Source organism: Streptosporangium sp. H16 (assembly GCF_051918855.1).
In the GTDB taxonomy this organism is placed as follows: Bacteria; Actinomycetota; Actinomycetes; order Streptosporangiales; family Streptosporangiaceae; genus Streptosporangium.
The window spans coordinates 1-22,967 of sequence record NZ_JBPXMD010000051.1 but is presented as its reverse complement, the minus strand read 5'-3'; the positions used below and the strand labels follow the sequence as shown (position 1 = coordinate 22,967).

Here is a 22,967-nt window from a genome sequence, read left to right as displayed (position 1 = left end):
GGTGGGCCGCCTCGTCCGGTGCTCCGTAGCGTGAACATGTCTGCCCTGTTCATGCGAGTGGACACCCCCTGGGACGAATGGAGATGGTCCATGAACACGCTTGCGCTGGCCGACCCTCGTACCGAGCTGGCGAACGTGGGAGGCAAGGGCGAGTCCCTCGCCCGCCTGGCCCGGGCCGGGCTCCCGGTTCCGCCGGGCTTCCACGTCACCACCACCGCCTACCGTGCCTTCGTGACCCACCACGATCTGCGGGAACGGATCCTGTCGAGCGACGCGGCGGAGGCCGCCGCCCTGTTCGCCGCCCACGAGGTGCCTCAGGACATCGCCGACGACATCCGGGCCGCCTATCGCGAGCTGGGCGACGAGCCCGCGGTGGCCGTACGTTCGTCGGCGACCGCGGAGGACCTGCCCGGGATGTCGTTCGCCGGGCAGCAGGACACCTTCCTCAACATCCGCGGCGCCGAGCAGGTCCTGGACGCGGTCAGGCGCTGCTGGGCCTCGCTGTGGACCGATCGGGCCATCGCCTACCGCGAGCGCAACGGCGTCCCCCACGACGAGGTGGCCCTCGCCGTCGTCGTCCAGGAGCTCGTGCCCGCCGACGCGGCGGGCGTGATGTTCACCGAGGACCGCGACCACCTGAGCATCAACGCCGCGTGGGGACTGGGTGAGGCGATCGTCGGCGGGCTGGTCACGCCCGACACGATCACGCTCGACCGCGCCGACCACACGGTCGTCGAGGAGCACATCGCCGCCAAGACCGTGATGACCGTCCGCGGGGCCGAGGGCACCCACGAGGTGCCGGTGCCGGAGACCGGGCGCGACCTGCCCGTGCTGTCGCGGGCGCAGGCCGTCCGGCTCGCCGAGCTGGGCATGACGATCGAGGAGCTGTACGGCCACGCCGTGGACGTCGAGTGGGCCATCCACGAGGGCAGGCCGTACATCCTGCAGGCCAGGCCCATCACCGGGCAGCGCGAGGTGTGGAACGACTCGCTCAAGGGCGACTACCTGTGGACCAACGGCAACCTGGGCGAGGCGATCCCCAGCGTGATGACGCCGTGCACCTGGTCGCTCGTGCAGGCGTTCATCAGCGAGATCATGGTCGCCGGGCACCTCGGCGGCCACCCCCAGTGCGGCAACATCGGCGGCCGGGTCTACATGAACATGAGCCTGACCGCCTCCCTCGGCAGGGCCCTGGGCATGACCAAGAAGATCAGGGACACCCAGGAGCCGGTGTACGGGCGGCTGCCGGAGGGGGTCGAGACCCCGCTGCTGCCGATGTCGCGCTGGCAGACCCTCAAGGCGGCCAAACCGCTCCTGGCGGGCCGCCGCGCCATCCAGCAACTCGTGGACCGGATCCCCGAGTACGTCGCGTCCGCGCCCCGGACCACCGAGGCCATCCGCGTCAGGATCGCCGGGACGGCCACCGGCGCGGACCTCGCCGCGCTCTGGGAGAGCGAGGTGGAGCCGAGGTTCCGCGAGTGCAACCGCATGCTCGCCGCCGCCGCCCGGCAGGACGCCGGCTCGCTGATCTACCTCGGCTCGCAGCTGACCAAGCTCGCCGGGGAGGCCGACGCCGCCGTGCTGATGTCCGGGATCCAGGCCGCGGACGGCCGGCTGGAGAGCCTCGGCCCGCTGCTCGGCCTGGCGCGCTTCAAGCGCGGCGAGATCTCCCGCGAGGAGTACGTCCGCAGGTACGGCCATCGAGGCCCGGACGAGTTCGAGGTCTCCGTGGCCCGGCCGGTGGAGGACCCGACCTGGCTCGACAGGCAGATCGCCGGGCTCACGGTCGACCCGGCCGAGCTGCTGACCCGCCAGGACGAGGCGAGCGACGCCGCCTGGCGCAGGTTCCGCGAGCGGTATCCGAGGCAGGCGGAGAAGTTCCGCCGCAAGATCGACCGCTGGGAGGAGATCGTCCGCGCCCGCGAGGAGACCCGCTCGGAGATGATGCGCGGCTTCTGGATGGTGCGCGACTTCGTCGTGCGGGCCGGCGAGGTGACCGGGCACGGTGACGACCTGTTCTTCCTGACGATCGAGGAGGTCCTGGACGTGCTGCGCGGCTCGCGCCGACCGCTCTCGCAGGTGGCCAAGCGCAGGACGACCTACGAGCTGTACAAGGCGCTCCCGCCGTACCCGGGCATCATCCGCGGCAGGTTCGACCCGGAGCGGTGGGCGGCCGACCCGAACCGCCGCGGCGACGTGTTCGACGCCGGCGCGACGGTGGCGCCCCCCTCGCAGACCATCAGCGGCTTTCCCGGCGCGGCGGGCGTGGTCGAGGGCATCGCCCGGGTGATCTCCTCCGTGGCGGACGGCGACCGGCTCGCGGAGGGCGAGATCCTGGTGACGACCGTGACCAACGTGGGCTGGACGCTCCTGTTCCCGCGTGCCGCGGCGGTGGTCACCGACGTCGGCGCGCCGCTGTCGCACGCGGCCATCGTGGCGCGCGAGCTGGGCATCCCGGCCGTCGTCGGCACCAGGAACGCCACCATGCGGATCCAGGACGGCGACCTGATCCGGGTCGACGGCGGCCAGGGCAGCGTCGAGATCGTCCGGGTGCCGGCGGTGGTCTGACCCGCGGAAAGGCCGCGGTCCCGGTGGGGCCGCGGCCTTTTTCCTTTTCCTGTCGCCCTGTCGCTCTGTCGCTCTGTCGCTCTGTCGTCCTGTCGAAGGCTCAGCGGGTCGCGGTGAGCATCCGCATCCCGAGCGGGAGCTCGACCAGCTTGCCGGGGATCAGATCCGCGCTCTCCAGCAGCGTCCGGTACTCCTCCTCGGTCCGCTCCCGCCCGCCGGTCATCACCATCATGTGCAGGTCGTAGGCGAGCGGCAGGTGACTGTCGGCGGAGACGACGCGTTCGATGATCAGTAGTTCCGCCCCCGTCTCCATCGCCCTGGCGCAGTTGCGCAGCAGCCGGACGCACCGGTCGTCGTCCCAGTCGTGCAGGATGCGGGAGAGCAGGTAGACGTCCCCGCCCGCCGGGACGGACTCGAACAGGTCGCCGCCGACCAGCTCGCACCTGTCCAGCACCTCCATCCGGTCCAGGTGCGCGGGCGCCTTCGCGACGACCTCGGGTACGTCGAACAGGATCCCCCCGGTCTCCGGGTGGTCCCGCAGGATGGTGCCGAGCAGGGCGCCGGTGCCGCCCGCCAGGTCCACCACGGTCCGGGCGCCGGAGAAGTCGTGCGCCATGGGGACCTCGCGGAAGAACGCGGCGCCCGCCGCCATGCCGGCGTTGAAGACGGAGGCCTTGCCGGGATCGTCCGTCAGGTGCGCGAAGACGGGCCTGCCGAAGACGTGCTCGAAGGCCGTCTCGCCGGTGCGCAGGGTGTGCGGCAGCCCTCGCCACGCGGCGCCGAAGTAGTCCTCGCCGTAGAGCGCGGCGAGCGGGCCCAGCTCGTCGCGGCCCAGCAGGGTGCCCATCGGGGTGAGGCCGTACCTGCCGTCCTCGTCGGTGTCGACCAGGCCGACCCCCGCCAGCAGGCGGAGCAGACGGCCGAGCGCGTCGGGATGCGCGCCGACCGTTTCCGCGATCTCACAGGAGTACAGGCGGCGTTCCGCGATCGTGTCGGCGACCCCGAGCCGGACGGCGGCGAAGGTCGCCTCCGCCACCCATCCGCCGGTGAGGATCCTCATGAGCTCGTGTTCCATCATCGAATACCTCCGGCGTGGAATCCCCCGGCTCCAGCCGCGGGGAGGAAGTCAAGGCGTTCCCTACGGTGTGGAGGGCCAGGCCATGGAGACGGCGCGGAGCACGTGGGCGACCACGTCCGTCCGCCTTGGTACGAGGTAGAAGTGGTCGCCGTCCAGCACGCGGGCGGCGAACCGGTCACGGGTCAGCTCGCTCCACCGCGCGGCCTGTTCCGGGGTCACCTCGGGGTCGCCGTCGCCGAGCATCGCGGTGACGGGGCAGTGCAGCAGGCCGCCCGGACGGTGCCGGTAGGTCTCGTCGACCCGGTAGTCGTTGCGGACCACCGGCAGCGTCAGCTCCCTGATCACCGGATCCGCCAGGTGCTCCTCCTCCACGCCGCCGAGGCGTACCAGGTCGGAGATCAGGTCCTCGTCGGTGGTGTGGGCGTCGCCCGGCCGGTGGTCGTGCGGCGCGTGCCGCCCGGAGGCGAACAGGTGCACCACGCCCCGGCCGCGCGCCTCCAGCTCGCGCGCCACCTCGTAGGCGATGAGGGCTCCCATGCTGTGCCCGAACAGCGCGACCGGCCGGTCGAGGAGGGGCGCCATCGCGTCGGTGACGAGCTTGGCGATGTGGTGGGCGTCGTCGATCAGCGGGTCGGCGCGCCGGTCGGCGCGTCCCGGGTACTGCACGGCGCGCACCTCGACGGCCGGCGGCAGGGTGTGGTGCCAGGACCGGTAGAAGTTCGCCGAGCCGCCGGCGTGCGGGAAGCAGAACAGCCGCAGTCCCGACCGCGGCCTGGGGTCGTAGCAGTGGAACCAGCTCATGAGATCTCCGCTGCGGAAAGGGGGCGTGGTGCGGCCTGGACCAGTAGTTCGGGACGGCCGATCGCCGCGGTGGCGTCCAGCCAGAGGCGGCTGAGCGTCAGGTAGTACTGGCCCTGCCGCATCGGATCGACGGCCTCTTCTGCGGCCTGGCGCAGGTCGGTCAGCGCGCGCCGGATACCGCTCGGCCACAGTGATCCGACAATTTCCTGAAATGTCGGCGCCTGTTCCGGTCCGAGGAGTGTGGCGCTCGGCAGGCGGAGGTGGCCCTCCTCAAGGTCGAAGCGGTCGTCGGCGTCGCGGCCGACGTACATGCGGGGACTCCACACGATCGGCCCGTGCGTGTTGACCAGCGTGAGGTTGCCGCCCTCCGTGCCAAGCGTGATGCGGTGCAACAGGTGCAGGTGGGCGTCGGGGTCGTTGGGAGCGATCTGGTTCTGCACCCGCAGGGTCAGCGGCACGCCGCCGATCGTGCCGGTGAGGCAGCTGAACGGCGTCCCCTGTGCCACCGGGCCGAACGTCCACGGCCGCAGCCCGCCGAGCGCGCGGCCGAGGATGTCGAACAGGGCGTAGGCGACGTGGACGCTGCAGGCGGCGTCGACGTAGAGGGGCCGCTGGAGCTCGCACAGCCGGCGGGCGGCCTCGACGAACCGGCGCACCGGCTCCAGGTGCACGTAGAGCGTGTTCACGTGGTGAACCGCCGACGAGGCCCGCGCGGTGCGCAGGCACCGGGCCAGCTCGTCCGCGTGCAGCGGGTGCTCCTGGAGCACGTGGACGCCGCGGGCCAGGAGCGCCTTGGCCAGCTCGCTGCCCTCTCCCCCAACGACCCCGGAACGCACGACGACGCAGGCCAGGTCGGCCAGGTCGGGCACCTGGTCGGGGTCGGTGAGCAGCGGCACGCCGTACGCCCTGGCGTATCCGGCGGACCGGGCGCCCCCGCGGGCCAGGATGCCCGTCAGCTCGAACGGCCCGTCCGCCAGGGCCGACAGGTAGACCTGGCCGAATTTCGTCCCGCAGACCACGACCCGCTTCACAGCGCGCCCTCCTCGAACGCCGGCGCGGCCAGGTCGATCCTCGGGATGTCGTCAGAGATCTCGATCTTGGCCACGGGTTCCAGGTCGGCCAGCATCCTGGCGGGGTCGAGCACGCCGTCGGCGTAGTGGAGGCCGGCCTCGACCTCGCCCCGCAGCACGGCCTCCGTCGTGTGCGCCACGACCGCGGCGGTGAGCTCGTAGGAGTCGTCCACCCGCAGCGCCATCGTGCGGGTGGTGCCGGGACCGCTGAGCTGGAAGAGCAGGACGTAGTACGGGGTGCGCCCGGCCAGTTCCAACTCGGCCACGCGCATCAGGTCGGCCGCCGAGACCGCCGCGCTCATCGCGGCCATGACGCGGTCACCGGTGATGACGTTGTACCAGCGCGCCTCCTCCAGCCCCAGCTCCCCGGCCACCCGCGCCGCCTCTGCGCCGAGGAAGGGGTAGGCGGTGACCGGTCCGTGGAAGTAGGGCAGCTCGACGCCGTACGCCGGGGCCAGCGCCCGCGAGACCGTGGCGCCGCCGCGCCAGGCGGCCAGCGCCTCGCCGTGATCTCCTCTGCCGCTGAGCAGGACGTCCCCGGCCGCGGCGGGGGTGAGCCGGTCGAGGCCGCCGGTGTACACGTCGAGCCGGTGCGGGCCGGCTCCGGCGAACCGCGCGAGGTGGCGCGGCAGCAACCCGGTGAGGCCGGGCAGCATCCCGGCCGAGAGCACCGCCGTCGCCCCGGCCGTGCCCGTGCTCGCGAGCCCGGCGAACGCCGGGCCGTCGCCCGCGGCGTCCACGTAGTCGGCCCCGGCGAGGAACGCGGCGCGCGCCACCCGGTCGAGCAGCAGGTAGGAGGGGCCGGCGCAGTTGACCACGACCGTGCAGCCCCGGCAGAACCTGGCCAGGGCGGCCTCGTCGTAGGCGTCCACCTGCCAGGCCTCGCCGCGGCCGCCCAGCTCCTCGCCGACGAAGCGGCGGGCCGCCTCCAGGTCGCGCCCGCCGATACGGACGCCGCGGACGCCACGGCCGGCGAGCAGCCGCGCCGCCGCACCGCCGACCGCGCCGTACCCTCCGACGATCCCGATCATGCCGAACCGCCGGTGATCAGCCGGGCCACGCCCGGGGCGTGCGCCTGGTCGAGACAGCTGAAGTGGTCGCCCGCCACGTCGATGACGGTGAGCCGGCCCAGGCAGAGTTCCCGCCAGAACTCGGTCATGTCGTCCTGGAGGGTCGGCACGACGTTGGTGACGCCGCGCTGGCGCAGGAACGTGATGTCACCGGCGTAGGGCTCGGGGTCGTAGTGGGTGACGGCCGCGAAGCTCTGCCTGAACACCCGGTGGGCGAGCTCCACCCGCTCGGGCGGCTGCCCCAGCTCGCGGGCGAGGGCGGCGAGCCGTTCCCGGTGCGGGGGCAGGGCGAGCGCGGTGAAGCGACGGCCGATCTCCGCGAGCCCGGGGTCGGGGTCGTCCGCGAGGGCGGCCAGGCTTCCCTCGCGCACCTGTCCCGGCGAGCCCTCCTGGACGGCGTGCAGCGCCCTGGCCAGGTCTCCGCCGGGGTAGCCGAGCCGGACCGGGTCGACGCCGCACGCCTGGGCGAAGCCGTACTCCAGCATGAGCTCGTCGGTGATCCGGTAGGGGAACCGCGAGCTGCTGATGACGGTGAGGTCCTCGACGACCGCGCCGCTCTCGGTGAGCTGGCGGGCGAGCTCGGTGGCGATCAGCCCGCCCATGCAGTAGCCGACGATGCGCACGCGCGTCACGCCCTCCTTGAGCAGGAGCCGCGCGTAGGATCCGGCCAGCGTCTCGGCCGCCGTGTCGGGGTCCAGCTCCAGGTAGCGCTCGGCGTCGTCGATCGCGAGGCCGAACACCGGCGTGCCGGCGAGTTCCGCGGCCAGGGCCCGGTAGGGGGTGAGGGTTCCGGTGCCGTCGTGGACCAGCACGCGGGCCGTCCCCTCGCCCTCCGACAGGCGCACCAGCGAGCTGGCGTGCGTGCGGGTCAGCCCGTGGTCGCGGTCCTCGCGCGCCTGGCGGAGGTGGGCGGCCAGCGCGGCGACGGTCGGCTGGTTGACCAGCTGGCGGACGAGGCTGTCCCAGTAGAAGTTGCCCGCCTCGGGCAGTTCCTCGCGGACCCGCCCGGCCAGCCGGGTGACCAGCAGGGAGTCGCCGCCCAGGGTGAAGAAGTCCTGGTCGCGGCCGACGCGCGGGAGGCCGAGCAGCTCCGCCCAGAGCGCCGCGAGCCGCTGCTCGAGATCGTCGCGCGGCTCCTCGCCCGCGGGTGCCGCCTCCCCCGCGGCCCGGGGCAGCAGGGTGGCCAGCGTGGTCCTGTCGATCTTGCCGTTGTCGGTCAGCGGCAGCTCGTCGACCACCTGGATGTGGGACGGGATCATGTAGTCGGGCAGCCGTTCGGCCAGGAAGGCCCGCAGCTCGGCGAGGTCGATGTGCTCGCGGTCGGCGGGGAAGCGGGCGGCGAAGACGCACTGGCCCAGCGGCGCCAGCGGGTCGGCGGACCCGGGCAGGCAGGCCAGGGTCTCCGCCCCGGCCGCGGCCAGCAGTCCGAGCCACTCCTCGCGGGTGATGAACGTGCGGTCGCGGCCGCGCCGCACGTCGTCGTAGTCGCGCGGGCTCATCAGGAACTCCATCGAGCTCATGATCTGCACGTGCTCCCGGGTGGTCTCGATGAACACCAGCCAGCCGCCCGGCACGAGCAGCTCGCGGAACCTGTCCAGGACCACGCCCGCGTCGTGGGCGTTGTGCAGGACGTTGGCGCAGAGGATGACCTCGAAGGAGTTGGGCTCGTAGCCCTGGTCGCGGTAATCGGCGTTGATGTCGAACAGTCCGTAGTGCACCCAGGGGTGGTCGGCGAACCGCTCGGCCGCCCGGGTGAGGAAGAACCTGGACAGGTCGGTGAAGAGGTAGTCGACCCGGTGACCGGCCAGTTCGGGGATGAGCTCGGCGCTGGTGCCGCCCACGCCCGCGCCGGCCTCCAGCACGCGCAGCGGCCCGCCGGTGTGCTCCTCCGCCACGCGGCCGATCACGGCCCGGACGACGCGGTTGACGTAGCGGCTGAGGACGTTGTCCTTGTAGGCGCCCTCGGCCGTCTCCACCCCCGCCTCGGGGAACAGCAGATCGCGCGCGTCGAGCTCACCGCGCATCAGCTCGGGCAGGTGCGTGGTGCTGACGCGAAGGAAGCCGATCAGCTCGGCGCCGTAGTCGAGCCCGTCCGCCAGCTCGCCGACCCGGCGCCAGAGCGCGTCCAGGTCGGCGCCGGTGCGCAGGTTCCGGTACCGGCCCGCCTGGTCGAGGTCGAGCAGGCCGTGCTCGCACAACGCGGTGAGCCAGCGGCGGACCAGCCGGTGGTGGTCGGGCCTGACCCGCGCGGTCTCCAGGATCTCGGCCGCCTCGTGCCCGTCGTCGTCGCGGGCGAACAGCCCCGAGGCGCGCAGCGCGGCCGCCATCGACGCGAGCGCGATCTCGTCGAGCGTCTCGGCCACCGCGATCACCCGTGGCAGGTCGACGCCCGCGGTCGCCGCGTCCGCCGCGTCCTTCGCCGCCGCGCCGACGTCCGGTACGGCGTCCTCCTCCTGATTCCGCGCGGCCTGCTGTTTGTGCGCGGCCTGCGCGAAGGCGATCAGCCGCCGGTCGAGCGCGCGGTCGCCGTCGACGATCACGGTGCCGGCGGCGACGGCCGGATGGGCCTGCAGCTGGGTCTCGACCTCGGCCAGCTCGATGCGGTGGCCCCGGATCTTGACCTGGGAGTCCTCCCTGCCGAGGAACTCGATGTTCCCGTCCGGCCGGTACCGGCCGAGGTCGCCGGTGCGGTAAAGGCGCTCGCCGCGATGGTGGACGAACCGCTCGGCGGTCTTGGCCTCGTCGCCGAGATAGCCCAGCGCCACACCGGCGCCGCCGATGTACAGCTCTCCGGGCACCCAGTCGGGGCTCGGCCGCATGCTCGCGTCGTAGACGTGGAAGCTCTGGTTGGCCAGCGGCCTGCCGTAGGGGATGCTGGCCCAGCCGGGCAGGTCCGCGCCGATGGGATGGTAGATCGACCAGATCGCGGCCTCGGTCGCCCCGCCCAGGCTGACCAGTTCCAGGCCGGGCAGCCGCCGGCGGATCCGGCCGGGGAGCGCCACCGGGATCCAGTCGCCGGAGAGCAGGGCGAGCCGCAGCGAGGGCAGCTCCACCTGGGATTCCGCCTCAAGGTAGTGCTCCAGCATCTGCAGCTGCGCGGGCACCGAGTTCCAGACCGTGACCCCGTGCTCGGCGACGAGCGCGGCCCAGTGGGAGGGGTCTCCCCTGCGCAGGGCGTCGGGCAGCACCAGGGCGGCGCCGGTGGCGAGGGGACCGAAGATGTCGTAGACCGACAGGTCGAAGCCGAGGTTGGCCAGGCCGAGCACCCGGTCCTCGGCGCCGATGCCGAAACGGGCGCCGATGTCGTCGACGGTGTTGCGCGCCGCCCGGTGGCTGATCACCACGCCCTTGGGCGTCCCGGTCGAACCGGAGGTGTAGATGACGTAGGCGGGCTCGTCCGGATGCCGCTCGATCACCGGGCCCGGGGGCGCGGGCGGCAGGGTGTCGACCGCGATCCAGCCGTCCTCGGCCCGCCAGGACTGGGTGAGCACCAGGCGCGCCGAGGCGTCGGCGAGGATGCGGTCGCGCCTGCCCGGCGGCTGGCCGGTGTCGACCGGGAGGTACACGCCGCCGGCCAGCAGGGTGCCCAGCACCGCCACGACCTGCTCGACGCCCTTGTCCATCACCACGGCGACGATCTCGCCCGGTGAGTGCCCCGCCTCGCGCAACGCCCGTGACACCCCCGACGCCCGTACCAGCAGCTCGCCGTAGGTCAGCGAGCGGTCGCCGACGACGGCGACCCGTTCGGGGGTGCGCCCCGCCTGGGCCACGACCTCGTCGTGCAGCAGGCCGTACGGGAGCGGCGCGACGGTGTCGTTGACGTGGTCGCGGCGGCGCGTCTGGATGTCGGGCAGCTCGACGGGAGACGCGGACGCCCAGGCCTCCTCCTCGGTCAGGCGGCCGAGGAGGTCGGTGAACGCGGCGAACATGTCGTCGACGAGACCGTCCGGGAACACCCCCTCACGGACGTCCCAGTTGATCAGCAGCGCTCCGCCGTACTCCTTGACCTGGCAGTCGACCCACACCTGGGGGGTCTGGCTGATGCCGTACACCGGCATGCCGTGCTCGGCCTCGTCCTGGCCGATGCCGATGGCGCTGGTGAACACCACGGGCATCAGGGCGGCGGCCCTGCCCCGCTTGCGGGCCAGCTCGCGGATCACCTCCATGCCGCCGCAGCGGCGGTGTTCCAGGTCGGTGAAGAGCTGCTCGCCGATGGCGGTGGCGCGGGCGGCGAACGAGGCGTCCGGCGCGGTGTCGACGGCGAGGAGGTTGAGCGAGGTGAAGTCGCCCACGACCTCGTCGATCTGCGGGTGCAGCGGCGGGCGGTCGAGCAGCGTCAGGTTGAGCGTGAACCTGGGCCTGCGGCTCCATCGCCCGATGACCTCGGCGTAGGCGGCCAGGACGGCCTGCGAGGGGGTGATGCCCGCCGCGCTCGCGCGGGTGCGGAGCAGCGCCCATTCGCGCGGCTCCAGCGTGGCCTCCCAGCGGGTGAACCTGGCGCCCGCGTCCTGGCCGAGCGCGGGCAGTTCGGGGGCGGGGGGCAGGTCGTCGATCCTGGCCCACCAGTAGGCGCGGTCCCGGTCGTACCGGCTGCTCTCGCGCTGGGAGCGCAGGCCGAGCACGCAGTCGCGAAAGCTCAGCGGCACCGGCGGCAGGACGGTGTCCGGGTCGTCGAGCAACAGGTGCAGCTCGGCGAGCAGCAGCTGGATGCTGACGTAGTCGGCGATGAGCAGGTCGATCGAGGCGTGCAGCAGGGCCGCGCCGTCGGTGTGGGTGATCCGCAGCTCGAACAGCGGCCAGGCGCCCGGCGGGTAGACCTTGTGCGCCATCTCCTCGCGGATCGCGGCGAGGCTCTCCTCGGGGTCGGTGCCGCGAAGGTCGGCCACCCGGATGTCGTAGTCGGGGACCTCGGCCTGGACGTTCTGGTGGCCGTCGGCATGGATCACGGCGCGGAGCATGTCGTGGCGGCCGATCAGGGTCCGCCAGGCTGCCTGGACGCGGTCCGCGTCGAGCTCGGCGAAGGCGACCTCGACGTAGCCGTGGCAGGCGACGCCGCCGTAGCCGAACGCGTCGTTGCGGCCGACCAGGTAGGCCTGCTGGACGTCGGTGAGCGGGAAGGGGTCCAGGCGCCGTTCCGGCTCCGGCCGTACGCTCTCCGACGCGGTCTCACGGCGCAGCTGCTCGATGATCTCCGGTTTGGCGTTCAGCAGGACCGCGCGCCGGTCCTCGGTCAGCGCCCCCTTGGGGGCGCGGAACCTGAGCTGCCCCTCCTCCTCCCACAATCTGATCCCCGCCGACTCCATGTCGGCGATCAGTCCGCGTACGGCAGGTGCCTGGGCCTGGGTCACAGCACGCCCTCTTCCGTGTCATGGTCGTCGTCGATGGACAGGGCGCAGTCCGCGATGGTGGGGGCGGCGAAGAAGCGCCGCAGGGTCACCTCCACGCCGAGCCGCCGCCTGGCCACCTCTGCGAAGCGGGTGGCGAGCAGCGAGTCGCCTCCCAGGGTGAAGAAGCTCTGGTTGCGGCCCGGTGCCGGGATCTCCAGGAGTTCCGCCCAGAGCTCGGCGAGCCGCTGTTCCGTTCCCGGTCGCGGCGGATCGTCGTCGGGTGGGGGTTCGAGGGTGGTGGTGAGGGCGGATCTGTTGATCTTTCCGTTGGGGGTGAGGGGGAGCTCGTCCAGGGCGGTGATGGTCGGTGGGATGGCGTGGGCGGGGAGACGGTCGGTCAAAAAGGCGCGCACCTGATCGGGGTCGGCATCGGCCGGGGTGACGAACGCCGCCAGCCGGCGCTGGCGCCGCTCACCCACCGCAACGGCGACCGCGCGACTCACCGACGGGCAGGCCTCCAGGGCCGCTTCGACCTCGCCCAGCTCCAGCCGGTGGCCGCGGATCTTCACCTGATGATCGGCGCGGCCCAAAAACTCCAGGGTGCCATCGGCCCAGTAGCGGCCCAGATCACCGGTGCGATACCAGCGCTGCCCGCCATAGTGCACGAACTTCGCCGCCGTCGTCGCCTCATCACCCCGATACCCCAACGCCACCCCGGCGCCGCCGATCCACAACTCCCCGGCCACCCAGTCCGGACAATCACGGCCTCGCCCGTCGACCACCCGAAACCTCTGGTTACGCAACGGGAATCCGTACGGCACCGACGTCCAGTGCGCCGGAACGTGCGCCACCTCCCAGATGTTCGACCAGATCGCCGCCTCCGTCGCACCACCCAGCGCGATCAGCCGGCACCGGCCACCACTACCCGTGGCCAGCCGCGCCTGCAGATCCAACCCCACCCAGTCACCCGACACCAGCGCCACCCGCAACCGCGGCGGAACCCGATCGGTCACCGACAACAACATCTCCAGCAACGTCGGGACGCTGTTCCAGATCGTCACCCCGTGCGTGACACACAACTGCGCCCACCGCTGCGCGTCCCTGCGCTCGTCCTCGGCGACCAGCACCACCGCGCCACCTGCCGACAACAGGCCGAACACGTCATACACCGACAGATCGAAATCCAGCGCCGACACCGCCAGCACCCGATCCCCGCAGCCCACCCCCAGCCGCTCGTTCACATCCACCACCGTGTTCAACGCCGCCCGATGCGAGACCTCCACACCCTTGGGCACCCCCGTCGAACCCGACGTGAAGATCACATACGCCGCCGCATCCGGCGACACCCCCACCGGACCCGCCAGCCGCTCGCTCAAGAGCGCTTCGGCCACCGACTCCTCGCTCAGCACCCGCACCACCCCGGCGCGAGACAGGATCGACTCCCGCCGCGCAGCAGGCTGATCCACCCCCACCGGCACGTACACACCGCCCGCGGCCAGCACCCCCAGCACCGCCACCACCTGATCCACACCCTTGGGCACCACCACCCCCACCGCATCCCCCGGCACCACACCCCAGCCCCGCAACAACCCCGCCACCCCCAACGCCCGACCCGCCAGCTCCCCGTACGTGACCGTGACGGCGTCGGAGATCAGCGCGGGCAGGTGCGGCTCGCTGAAAGCGCGGGTGAAGAACGCCCCGTGCAGGGTGCCGTCCGGCAGGGAACCCTCGGTGTCGTTGGCGCGCCGGCGGACGAGCTCCTGCTCCACCGGCAGGCCGACGGGGGCCGGGGCCGACCAGTCGCCCTCCGACAGCCACCGCAGCAGGCTCAGATGCGTGTCGAACATCGCGTCCAGCACGCCCGGCGCGAACAGCTCCTCCACCGCGTCCCAGCGGACGAGCAGCTCGCCGTCGACCTCCGCCACCTGGTAGTCCAGCCAGACCTGCGGGGTCTGCGACACCCCCCAGACCTGCTCGGCGAAGGAGGGGCCGAACGTGCCGCCGTCGGCGACGCCGAGCATGCTGGTGAACACCACGGGCATGGTCATCTCGATCGAGTCGGCCCGCCTGGCCAGCTCGCGCATCACCCACACGGCCGAGACCTCGCCGTGCTCCAGGCCGCGCCAGACCTCCTCCTGCAGCCTGCGCGCGCCCTCCAGCCAGCCGGATCCCGACCGGTAGCCGACGAGCATCAGCGAGGTGAAGTCACCGAGGACGCGGTGGATGTCGGGGTGCACCTCGCGCCGGTCGAACAGCGTGAGGTTGAGCGTCAGCTCCGGCTGGGCGCTCCAGGCGGAGAGGATCTCGCCGAAGGCGGCCGCCAGCACCGTGGAGGCGGTCAGGTCGTGCTTCCTCGCCAGCTCGGAGACGCGGTGCCAGCGTTCGGCGTCCATCCTGACCTCGCGGCGGACGAACCTGGGCCGGTCGATCATGGCCGGGTCGACGCGCAGCGGCAGCCGCGGCGCGGGGGGCAGTTCGGGCAGGCGGCCGCCCCAGTACTCCTTGGCCGCTTCGAAGACCGCGCGATCGGGAGTGAGCCCGAGCACGTAGTCGCGGAACGACACCTCCAGCGGTGGGAGCACGACGGTGGGGTCGTGGTACAGCAGGTCGAGTTCGGCGAAGAAGGCCATCGTGCTCAACGCGTCGATGATGATGTTGTCGAAGCTCACCCCCAGCCGGACGCGGCCCTCGTGCCGCGCGGCCCGCGCGTCGAACAGCGGCCAGGTGGCCGGGTCGAACACCTGGTGCGACATCTGCTCGCGCAGCTGCTCGGCGCTGTCGACCATCGCGATCGTGAAGTGCGGCACCTCGGGCAGGATGCGCTGGAACCCTCCCTCGTCGAAGACGGCGCGCAGCATCTCGTGCCGCTCGATCAGCAGGTTCCACGCGGTCTGCAGCCGGTCGAGATCGATGTCGCCGTCGAACTCGGTGTAGAAGTGGCAGCCGACGCCACCGAGCGTGAAGTGCTCGGCGCGGCCGAGCCAGTAGGCGCGCTGCACCTCCGTCGGCGGGAACGGATCGTGGCGGTGTTCGAGGTCGGCGCCCAGCACCGTGGTGGGCACGAGCGTCTCGTCCAGGGTGAGGGTCGCGGCGAAGTCGGCGAGCACCGGCGAGTCGAACAGCAGGGTCAGCCTGGCGTCGGTGACACCCGCCGACCGCAGCCGCGCGATCATGCGGGTGGCGAGCAGCGAGTCGCCGCCGAGGGCGAAGAAGTTGTCCGCGCGGTGCACCTCGGGCAGGTCGAGCAGGCCGGCCCAGATCTCGGCGAGCAGGATCTCGGCCGCCCCGGCGGGCGCCTCCCCCGCCTCGATCACCGGCGTGTCCTCCGCGAGGGAGACGAGGGCGGATCTGTTGATCTTTCCGTTGGGGGTGAGGGGGAGCTCGTCCAGGGCGGTGATGGTCGGTGGGATGGCGTGGGCGGGGAGACGGTCGGTCAAAAAGGCGCGCACCTGATCGGGGTCGGCATCGGCCGGGGTGACGAACGCCGCCAGCCGGCGCTGGCGCCGCTCACCCACCGCAACGGCGACCGCGCGACTCACCGACGGGCAGGCCTCCAGGGCCGCTTCGACCTCGCCCAGCTCCAGCCGGTGGCCGCGGATCTTCACCTGATGATCGGCGCGGCCCAAAAACTCCAGGGTGCCATCGGCCCAGTAGCGGCCCAGATCACCGGTGCGATACCAGCGCTGCCCGCCATAGTGCACGAACTTCGCCGCCGTCGTCGCCTCATCACCCCGATACCCCAACGCCACCCCGGCGCCGCCGATCCACAACTCCCCGGCCACCCAGTCCGGACAATCACGGCCTCGCCCGTCGACCACCCGAAACCTCTGGTTACGCAACGGGAATCCGTACGGCACCGACGTCCAGTGCGCCGGAACGTGCGCCACCTCCCAGATGTTCGACCAGATCGCCGCCTCCGTCGCACCACCCAGCGCGATCAGCCGGCACCGGCCACCACTACCCGTGGCCAGCCGCGCCTGCAGATCCAACCCCACCCAGTCACCCGACACCAGCGCCACCCGCAACCGCGGCGGAACCCGATCGGTCACCGACAACAACATCTCCAGCAACGTCGGGACGCTGTTCCAGATCGTCACCCCGTGCGTGACACACAACTGCGCCCACCGCTGCGCGTCCCTGCGCTCGTCCTCGGCGACCAGCACCACCGCGCCACCTGCCGACAACAGGCCGAACACGTCATACACCGACAGATCGAAATCCAGCGCCGACACCGCCAGCACCCGATCCCCGCAGCCCACCCCCAGCCGCTCGTTCACATCCACCACCGTGTTCAACGCCGCCCGATGCGAGACCTCCACACCCTTGGGCACCCCCGTCGAACCCGACGTGAAGATCACATACGCCGCCGCATCCGGCGACACCCCCACCGGACCCGCCAGCCGCTCGCTCAAGAGCGCTTCGGCCACCGACTCCTCGCTCAGCACCCGCACCACCCCGGCGCGAGACAGGATCGACTCCCGCCGCGCAGCAGGCTGATCCACCCCCACCGGCACGTACACACCGCCCGCGGCCAGCACCCCCAGCACCGCCACCACCTGATCCACACCCTTGGGCACCACCACCCCCACCGCATCCCCCGGCACCACACCCCAGCCCCGCAACAACCCCGCCACCCCCAACGCCCGACCCGCCAGCTCCCCGTAGGTCACGCGGTTCCCGTCCGAGATCAGCGCGGTGCGCTCGGGCTCGTGCCCGGCCCAGGAGAAGAAGCCCGCGTGCAGCAGGCTCTCGGGCAGCGGGCCGGAGGTGTCGTTGACCTGCTCGCGGACGAACTCCTGCTCCATCGGCAGGCCGACCGGGGCCGGGGCCGACCAGTCGCCCTCCGACAGCCACTCCAGCGTCCGGCCGTACGCGTCGAACATCGCGTCCAGCACGCCCGGCGCGAACAGCTCCTCCACCGCGTCCCACGCCAGGTGGAGGCCGTGCTCGTACTCGTTGATCTGGTTGTCGAGCCAGACCTGCGGCGTCTGGGTGATCATCCATCCCGGCTCGCCGAACGCCTCGCGGACCTCGGGGACGATCAGCTCGGTGCCCAGGTTGCAGGCGAAGACGACCGGCGCTCCCGTGTGCTCCCCGTCGCGGGCGAGGTCACGGAGCACCTCGACGCCGGAGTAGCCGGTGTGCCGGGCGTCGGCGCGGAACGTGGCCTGCAGCGTCCTGGCGCGCTCCGCGAACGGCAGCGCCTCGGACAGGTCGGCGGCCAGCAGGATCAGGTTGGTGAAATCGGCCACCATGCCGGCCACGTCGGGGTGGACGGTCTCGTCGCGGTCGAACAGCGGCACGTTGACGAGGAAGCGCGGATCGCCGCTCCAGGCGGCGAGGACCTCGCAGTAGGCGGCGACGAGCACCATCGCCGGGGTGAGCCCGTGCGCGCGGGCCTGTTCCTGGACCCGCCGCCACGCGGCGAGGGAGAGCCACCTCTCGCGCCGGACGAAACGGGGCCGGGTGACCCGGCCCGGGTCGAGCGCGAGCGGCAGTTGCGGCGCGCCGGGCAGGTCGGGCAGGCGTCCGAGCCAGTACTCCCGGTCCCTGGCGTGCTCCCGGGACCTTTCCGCGTCGCGCGCCGCGAGATACCGGGGAAACGAGCAGGCCAGCGGCGCGGGCGGCCGGTCGGGCTCCAGGTAGAGACGTGCCAGATCCTTCATCAGGATCTGGAGGCCGAGCACGTCGGCGACCAGGAAGTCCACCTCGAAGTGGACCCTGGAGCGGGCGCCCGGCAGCAGTGACAGCTGGACGTCGAAGACCTCGCCGCGGGCGGCGTCGAAACGGCGGTGCGACAGCCGGTCCCGCAGGTGCTCGGCGGCGTCCTCGCCGAGTTCCGACAGGTCGTTCACGGTCAGGCCCGGCCACGGGCTGGTGTCCATGATCTGCTGCGTACCGTCGTCGTGGAAGATCGCGCGCAGCATCCCGTGCCGGTCGATCAGGGCGCGTACGGCCCGTTCCAGCCTCGCCGGGTCGACGCCGAAACCGTCGAACTCAAGGTAGGCGTGGCAGCCGACGCCCCCGATGACCTGGCCGTCCGCGCGGCCGATCCAGTAGGCCAGCTGTACGGGGGTGAGCGGGAACGCGGCCGTCTCGTCCACGCTCCGCCCCCGTTCGGCCGGGACGGCGGGCGACAGCCGCGAGCGGACCAGCGACCACCAGGCGGTGAGCGTGAGCTCCTCCGCCAGCTCGGCGAAGACGATACGGGCTCCCGCGCGCCGCCAGCGCCCGGCCAGCCGCATGGCCCGGAGCGAGTCCAGGCCCAGGCTGACCAGGTCGGCGTCGTCGCCGACCTCGGAAGGGGCGATGCCCAGCTGGTCTGCGATGTCCGCGCGCATCGACTCCATCGTCAGCGCGGCGACCACGGTTTCTTCCATCACAACGAGAGCCCAATCTTCGTGTCGTGTCTGACGGGTTCGGCCGGCTCGTGCGGCTCGTGCGGCTCGTGTCCGGCGAGCGCGGCCGGCTCGCGTCTGACGAGGCCGGCTGGCTCGCGTCCGGCGAGATCAGCCGGTGGTGGTCGCGTGCAGCCTGCGGGCCAGGCCCGCGGGTGTCGGCTCCTCGAAGATGTCCTTGAGCTTGAGCCGGATCTGGGTCGCCCGCTTGACCTCCTGGAGGAGCTTGACGGCCAGCAGCGAGTGCCCGCCCAGGGCGAAGAAGTTGCTGTCCGGGCCCAGGTCGGCGCGGTTCAGCATCGCCTTCCACAGCAGGACCAGCGAGTCGGTCAGCTCGTCGCCGCTGCTCTCCACGAGGTCGGCCTCCTGCGGGCCGGACGCGACGCCGCGCAGCTCGGTGGCCAGCCGGCGCAGTGCCGGGTAGTCCACCTTGTCGTTGCCGGTCATCGGGAAGGAGTCCAGGACGACGTACTCCTGCGGCGTCGCCGAGTAGGGAAGCGACGCGCTGGCGTGATCCCACAGTTCCGAGGTCACCTTGGGGTTCCCGGGGGCCGTCACGAACGCCCACAGGACCGCGTCGGCGCTGGGGTCGCCGACGACCACGACCGCCGCCGCCCGGACCTCCGGGTGGGTGAGCAGCACGCCCTCGACCTCGGCGAGTTCGATCCTGTTGCCGCGCAGCTTGATCTGGCGGTCGAGCCTGCCGAGGATCTCCAGCCTGCCGTCCCTGGTCCACTGGGCCAGGTCGCCGGTGCGGTAGAAACGTCCGTACCAGGCGTGCGTGCCGAACCGCTCCGAGGTCAGCTCGGGGCGGTCGTGGTAGCCGATGGCCAGCCCGTCGCCCGCGATGCACAGCTCGCCGCGGGTTCCGACCGGCAGCGGCCGGCCGTGGGGGTCGGCCACGTACACCTTCGTGTTCGCGATCGGCACGCCCACGTCGACGCGGTCGCCGGCGGGATCGATCCGGCCCGCGGTGGACCAGATCGTGGTCTCGGTCGGGCCGTACACGTTGTAGAGCTCGCACCCGGTCACGGTGAGCTGCCTGGCCAGTACGGCGGGCATCGGCTCGCCGCCGCACAGCACGCGGCGGCCGGCCAGCAGCCCGGCGACCTGGTCGATGACCAGCCGCCAGGTGGTCGGCGTGGCCTGGACGATGGAGATGTCGTGGCGGAGCAGCGCCTCGGCGAGCGGCTCGCCCTGCGTGCGGGCGTCGTCGGGCGCGACGGCGAGCCGCGCGCCCGTCGTCAGGGGCAGGAACAGCTCCAGGGCGGAGATGTCGAAGCTGAACGTGGTCAGCCACAGCACGGTGTCGTCGGCGTCCACCGTCAGCTGGTGCGCGAAGTGCGCGATCAGGTTGGCGAGGGCGCGGTGGTCGATCAGCGTTCCCTTGGGCAGCCCGGTGGAGCCGCTGGTGTAGATCAGGTACGCGCGGTCTCCCGGCCCGACGGGGCTGGACGGCAGCACCTTCCCGGTCACCGGCCTCACCGACTCGACCGCCACGAGGGGCAGGACGGTACGGTCGCCGGGCACGAGGATCCCCTCTCCGGCGAGGACCACCGCGGCGCCTGAGTCGCCGAGCTGGTAGTCGAGGCGCTGCTCGGGGTGGTCGGGTTCGAGCGGCAGGTAGGCCGCCCCGGCGAGCCACACGCCGATCGCCGCGGCGGCCAGCTCGGGGCCGCGCCGCGCCAGCAGCGCGACGACGTCGCCCGAGCCGACCCCGGCCGCCACCAGCCGGTCGCGGGTGGCCTCCGCGGCGGCCCACAGCCGGCGGATGCCGATGTGGCGATCGCCGTCGAGGACCGCTGCGGTGTCCTCGGCGGGAGCGCTCGACACTCGCCCGGCGATCATCTCCAGCACGGTCGCGGGCGTCACGTTGCGTTCCGTCGCGTTGGCCATCTCGATGGCCGCCCGGTCCTGGTAGCACCAGACGGGCGCCTCGCCGAGCGGCCTGTCGGGCTGTTCCGCGAGCGTGACGAGCATCTCGTCGAAGCGGGCCAGCAGCAGCTCCACGTCGGCCCTGTCGAGCACGTCCACGCAGAACGCGGTCCTGATCTTGATCGCTTCCGGGGTGGAGGTGACGAAGAACTCCAGGTCGAACTTGCTGTAGCCGTTCTCGACGACCACCTGCTCGGCCCGCATGCCGTCCAGGACGAACTCGGCGCCGATGTCGGCCGGGATGTAGTTGAAGGTGTGGCGGAAGAGGTTGTTGCGCCAGCCGTCGCGCGAGACGAGCTCCATCATGTCGTCGACGGGGTAGTCGGCGTGCGCCATGGCCTCCATGAACGTGCGGCGCGTCAGGCGCGCGTACGTGCGGAAACTCTGCGTCCAGTCGATCTGGGTGCGCAGGGTGAGGACGTTGATGTGGTAGCCGATGGCCAGGCCGGCCTCGGGCGAGCGGACGCTGACGGGCGAGCCGATGGTGAGATCGGGGCCCGCGCCGTGGGCGGCGAGCAGCACGCCGTACGCCGCCATGAGGATGACGGACTCCGGCGCGCGCAGCTCGCGCTGCATCTGCCTGGCCGCCTTGCGGGCGGCGGGAGAGAGCTCCCAGTTGATGATGTCGCCCGCGAGCGTGGTCTCGGACGCCTCCGGCTTCTCGCACCACAGGTCCAGCTCGGCGGCGCTGAACCCGGCCAGCTTGTCGCGCCAGAAGCCCGCGCTGCGCGGGTCGGCGGCCGGCTCCTCCCAGGCCGGAACGACCGTGGACTCGGGCGCGCCTCCGCTCGCCAGGGTGTTGTAGAGCGCGACGAGCTCGTTCAGCAGCAGCGCCGCGGACAGCCCGTCGAAGACCGCGTGATGGATCGCCAGGCAGTAGAGCTCGCCCTCCGCCTCCTCGATGACCGCGGCGCGCACCAGCGGCTCGCCCTCGGGCTGGAACGGCCGGGCGAGGAACCCCGTCAGCCACTGCCGTGAGGCTCCGTCACCGCCCTCCTCGATCCGCAGGTCGATCTCCTCGATCGGCAGGACCTGCCGCGTCATCCCCTCGGCCTCGACGCGGAAGACCGTTCGCAGGATCTCGTGGCGATGCAGCAGGCGGTTGATCGCCTCCAGGACGAGAGGGCGTCGCAGCCGCCCCGCCACGCTGAAGGCCACGCTCAGGTTGTTCACCCCGGTCCCGGGGACGAGCTCTTCGAGCATCCACAGCGCCTGCTCCTTGCGCGTGGCCCGCTCACCCAGCATCTGCTTCATGGTCATCTCTCCAGTACCTTGGTAACGGCCCGGGCGATCTCGTCGGATCTGAAAAGCTCCGCGTGGCTCTCCTCGAACCTGAGCTCCTCGGCCACCAGCGGGCCGGTGGCGGTGTCACGCAGCTTGTTCAACCCGTTGTGCGAGGTGGACGAGCTCACCGCGGTGGCCCGCAGCCAGTTGCCCCACGGGTCGAACTGGTCGGCCAGGCTCATGTAGGACAGGAAGGCGCTGAACGTGCCGAGCATCTCCTCGGCGTACTCCCCGTCGAGCCCCACCCTCTCGAAGGCGTTGTGGGCGATCCGGCTGAAGGTGCCGTAGAGCTGCTCGGCGTAGCGCTCGATCGTGATCCCCTCCTGCTGGACCAGCCGGTCCATCGCCTCCCGGGTCACGACGACGTCCTCCGGGGTGAGGATCGAGGAGAGGATCTCGAAGACCTTGCCGAACTGGAAGTAGATGTTCTCCAGGGTGATGGGTTCCGGATCGAAGATGATGAGCGCGGGTGCCCGCTTCTGCACCTCGGCGAGCCGGATGACGAGCTCCCCCGCGTAGACGGCGCCCACGCAGTAGCCCATGACCGCGCTGACGGTCCGGCCACTCGCCATGATCGACGTGAGCCACGAGCCGAGGTAGTCCGGCCCGTCGACACCCGAGCCGGGCGCCAGCCCCGGTGGGACGACGTGCCAGAAGGTCGCGTCGAGGTCCATCCGGGCGACCAGGTCGGAGAAGCCGGCCTCGGCGCGGCCGGTTCCCGTGAAGTCGACGCAGAGGACGAGATCTGCCGAGTCGGATTCTTTGAGCGTCGTCCAGCTGGTTACCAGATTCATGATCACTTCCTTGGCTAGGAACCCCCGCCTTCGAGGGCGAGTTGAATCAGGAGGTCGGCGTCCATGGTGTCGATCGCCTCGGCCTCGGTCGGGTTGTTCGCGTCGCGGTCGTCGAGGCGGGCCAGGCGGAACAGGCTGTCCAGCAGCCCGGCCTCTCGCAGCCGTGAGATGGGGATGGTCGTCAGGAACTGGCGCACCTCGGCGTCGCTGTGCGCCGGGGTCGCCTCGGCCGCGGCCACCGCCGGGAAGAGCTGCTCCAGGACGAACTGGGTCAGCGCGCCGGGGTTCGGGTAGTCGAAGATGAGCGTGGCCGGCAGCCGCAGCCCGGTCGCCGCGTTGAGCTGGTTGCGCAGCTCGACCGCGGTGAGGGAGTCGAAGCCGAGCTCCTGGAACTGGCGCCGCGGTTCGATCGCCGACCCGTCGGCGAACCCGAGCACCGCCGCCACCCGGTCCGCGACGAGATCGGCCAGGGTGGCGTGCAGCTGCTCCGGGTCCATCGTGGCCAGGCGCTCCGACAGGGGCTGCGCGGGGTGCGTACGACGGGACTGCGGGCGGGTCCTGGCCTTGGTGAATCGTGCGGGGACGAGGGCGGGGTGGTCGGTGTGCAGGGCGGTGTCGAGCAGGGCGAGTCCTTCGGGGATG

The 22,967-nt window shown here is 72.0% G+C and carries 10 protein-coding genes; 1 reads left to right on the top strand and 9 read right to left on the bottom strand.

Annotation, left to right across the window (positions count from 1 at the left end):
* The first annotated feature begins 90 nt into the window (after nucleotides 1-90).
* On the top strand, nucleotides 91-2,568 hold the full coding sequence (locus tag ACTOQ2_RS40620) for a PEP/pyruvate-binding domain-containing protein (RefSeq protein WP_440106857.1): 2,478 nt from the start codon (nucleotides 91-93) through the stop codon (nucleotides 2,566-2,568).
* A 100-nt stretch (nucleotides 2,569-2,668) separates the two neighbouring features.
* On the opposite strand, the gene ACTOQ2_RS40615 is transcribed toward ACTOQ2_RS40620, so the two are convergent.
* The 9 genes from ACTOQ2_RS40615 to ACTOQ2_RS40575 all read right to left on the bottom strand — a co-directional run.
* Entirely contained in the window at nucleotides 2,669-3,643 is a 975-nt protein-coding gene (locus ACTOQ2_RS40615; RefSeq protein WP_440106855.1) for a methyltransferase, read from the bottom strand.
* A gap of 63 nt (nucleotides 3,644-3,706) precedes the next feature.
* Entirely contained in the window at nucleotides 3,707-4,447 is a 741-nt protein-coding gene (locus tag ACTOQ2_RS40610; RefSeq protein WP_440106853.1) for a thioesterase II family protein, read from the bottom strand.
* Nucleotides 4,444-5,478 (bottom strand): Gfo/Idh/MocA family oxidoreductase, encoded by a 1,035-nt coding sequence (locus ACTOQ2_RS40605; RefSeq protein ID WP_440106851.1) that lies wholly within the window; start codon nucleotides 5,476-5,478, stop codon nucleotides 4,444-4,446. The genes ACTOQ2_RS40610 and ACTOQ2_RS40605 overlap by 4 nt, the downstream gene beginning before the upstream one ends.
* Nucleotides 5,475-6,548: a saccharopine dehydrogenase NADP-binding domain-containing protein gene (locus ACTOQ2_RS40600; RefSeq protein ID WP_440106849.1), complete on the bottom strand. Its 1,074-nt coding sequence runs from the start codon at nucleotides 6,546-6,548 to the stop codon at nucleotides 5,475-5,477. Before ACTOQ2_RS40600 ends, ACTOQ2_RS40605 begins: the two co-directional genes overlap by 4 nt.
* A complete protein-coding gene (locus ACTOQ2_RS40595; RefSeq protein ID WP_440106847.1) occupies nucleotides 6,545-11,935 on the bottom strand; it encodes an amino acid adenylation domain-containing protein in 5,391 nt (1,796 codons plus the stop codon). The genes ACTOQ2_RS40600 and ACTOQ2_RS40595 overlap by 4 nt, the downstream gene beginning before the upstream one ends.
* On the bottom strand, nucleotides 11,932-18,294 hold the full coding sequence (locus ACTOQ2_RS40590) for an amino acid adenylation domain-containing protein (protein WP_440106845.1): 6,363 nt from the start codon (nucleotides 18,292-18,294) through the stop codon (nucleotides 11,932-11,934). The genes ACTOQ2_RS40595 and ACTOQ2_RS40590 overlap by 4 nt, the downstream gene beginning before the upstream one ends.
* Nucleotides 18,295-18,423: 129 nt before the next feature.
* Nucleotides 18,424-21,507 (bottom strand): non-ribosomal peptide synthetase, encoded by a 3,084-nt coding sequence (locus ACTOQ2_RS40585; RefSeq protein ID WP_440106843.1) that lies wholly within the window; start codon nucleotides 21,505-21,507, stop codon nucleotides 18,424-18,426.
* Nucleotides 21,504-22,325, bottom strand: coding sequence for a hypothetical protein (locus tag ACTOQ2_RS40580; RefSeq protein WP_440106841.1), 822 nt, complete (start codon nucleotides 22,323-22,325; stop codon nucleotides 21,504-21,506). The genes ACTOQ2_RS40585 and ACTOQ2_RS40580 overlap by 4 nt, the downstream gene beginning before the upstream one ends.
* A gap of 14 nt (nucleotides 22,326-22,339) precedes the next feature.
* Nucleotides 22,340-22,967 (bottom strand): beta-ketoacyl reductase (locus ACTOQ2_RS40575; RefSeq protein WP_440106839.1); only part of this gene is annotated, 628 nt, incomplete at its 5' end.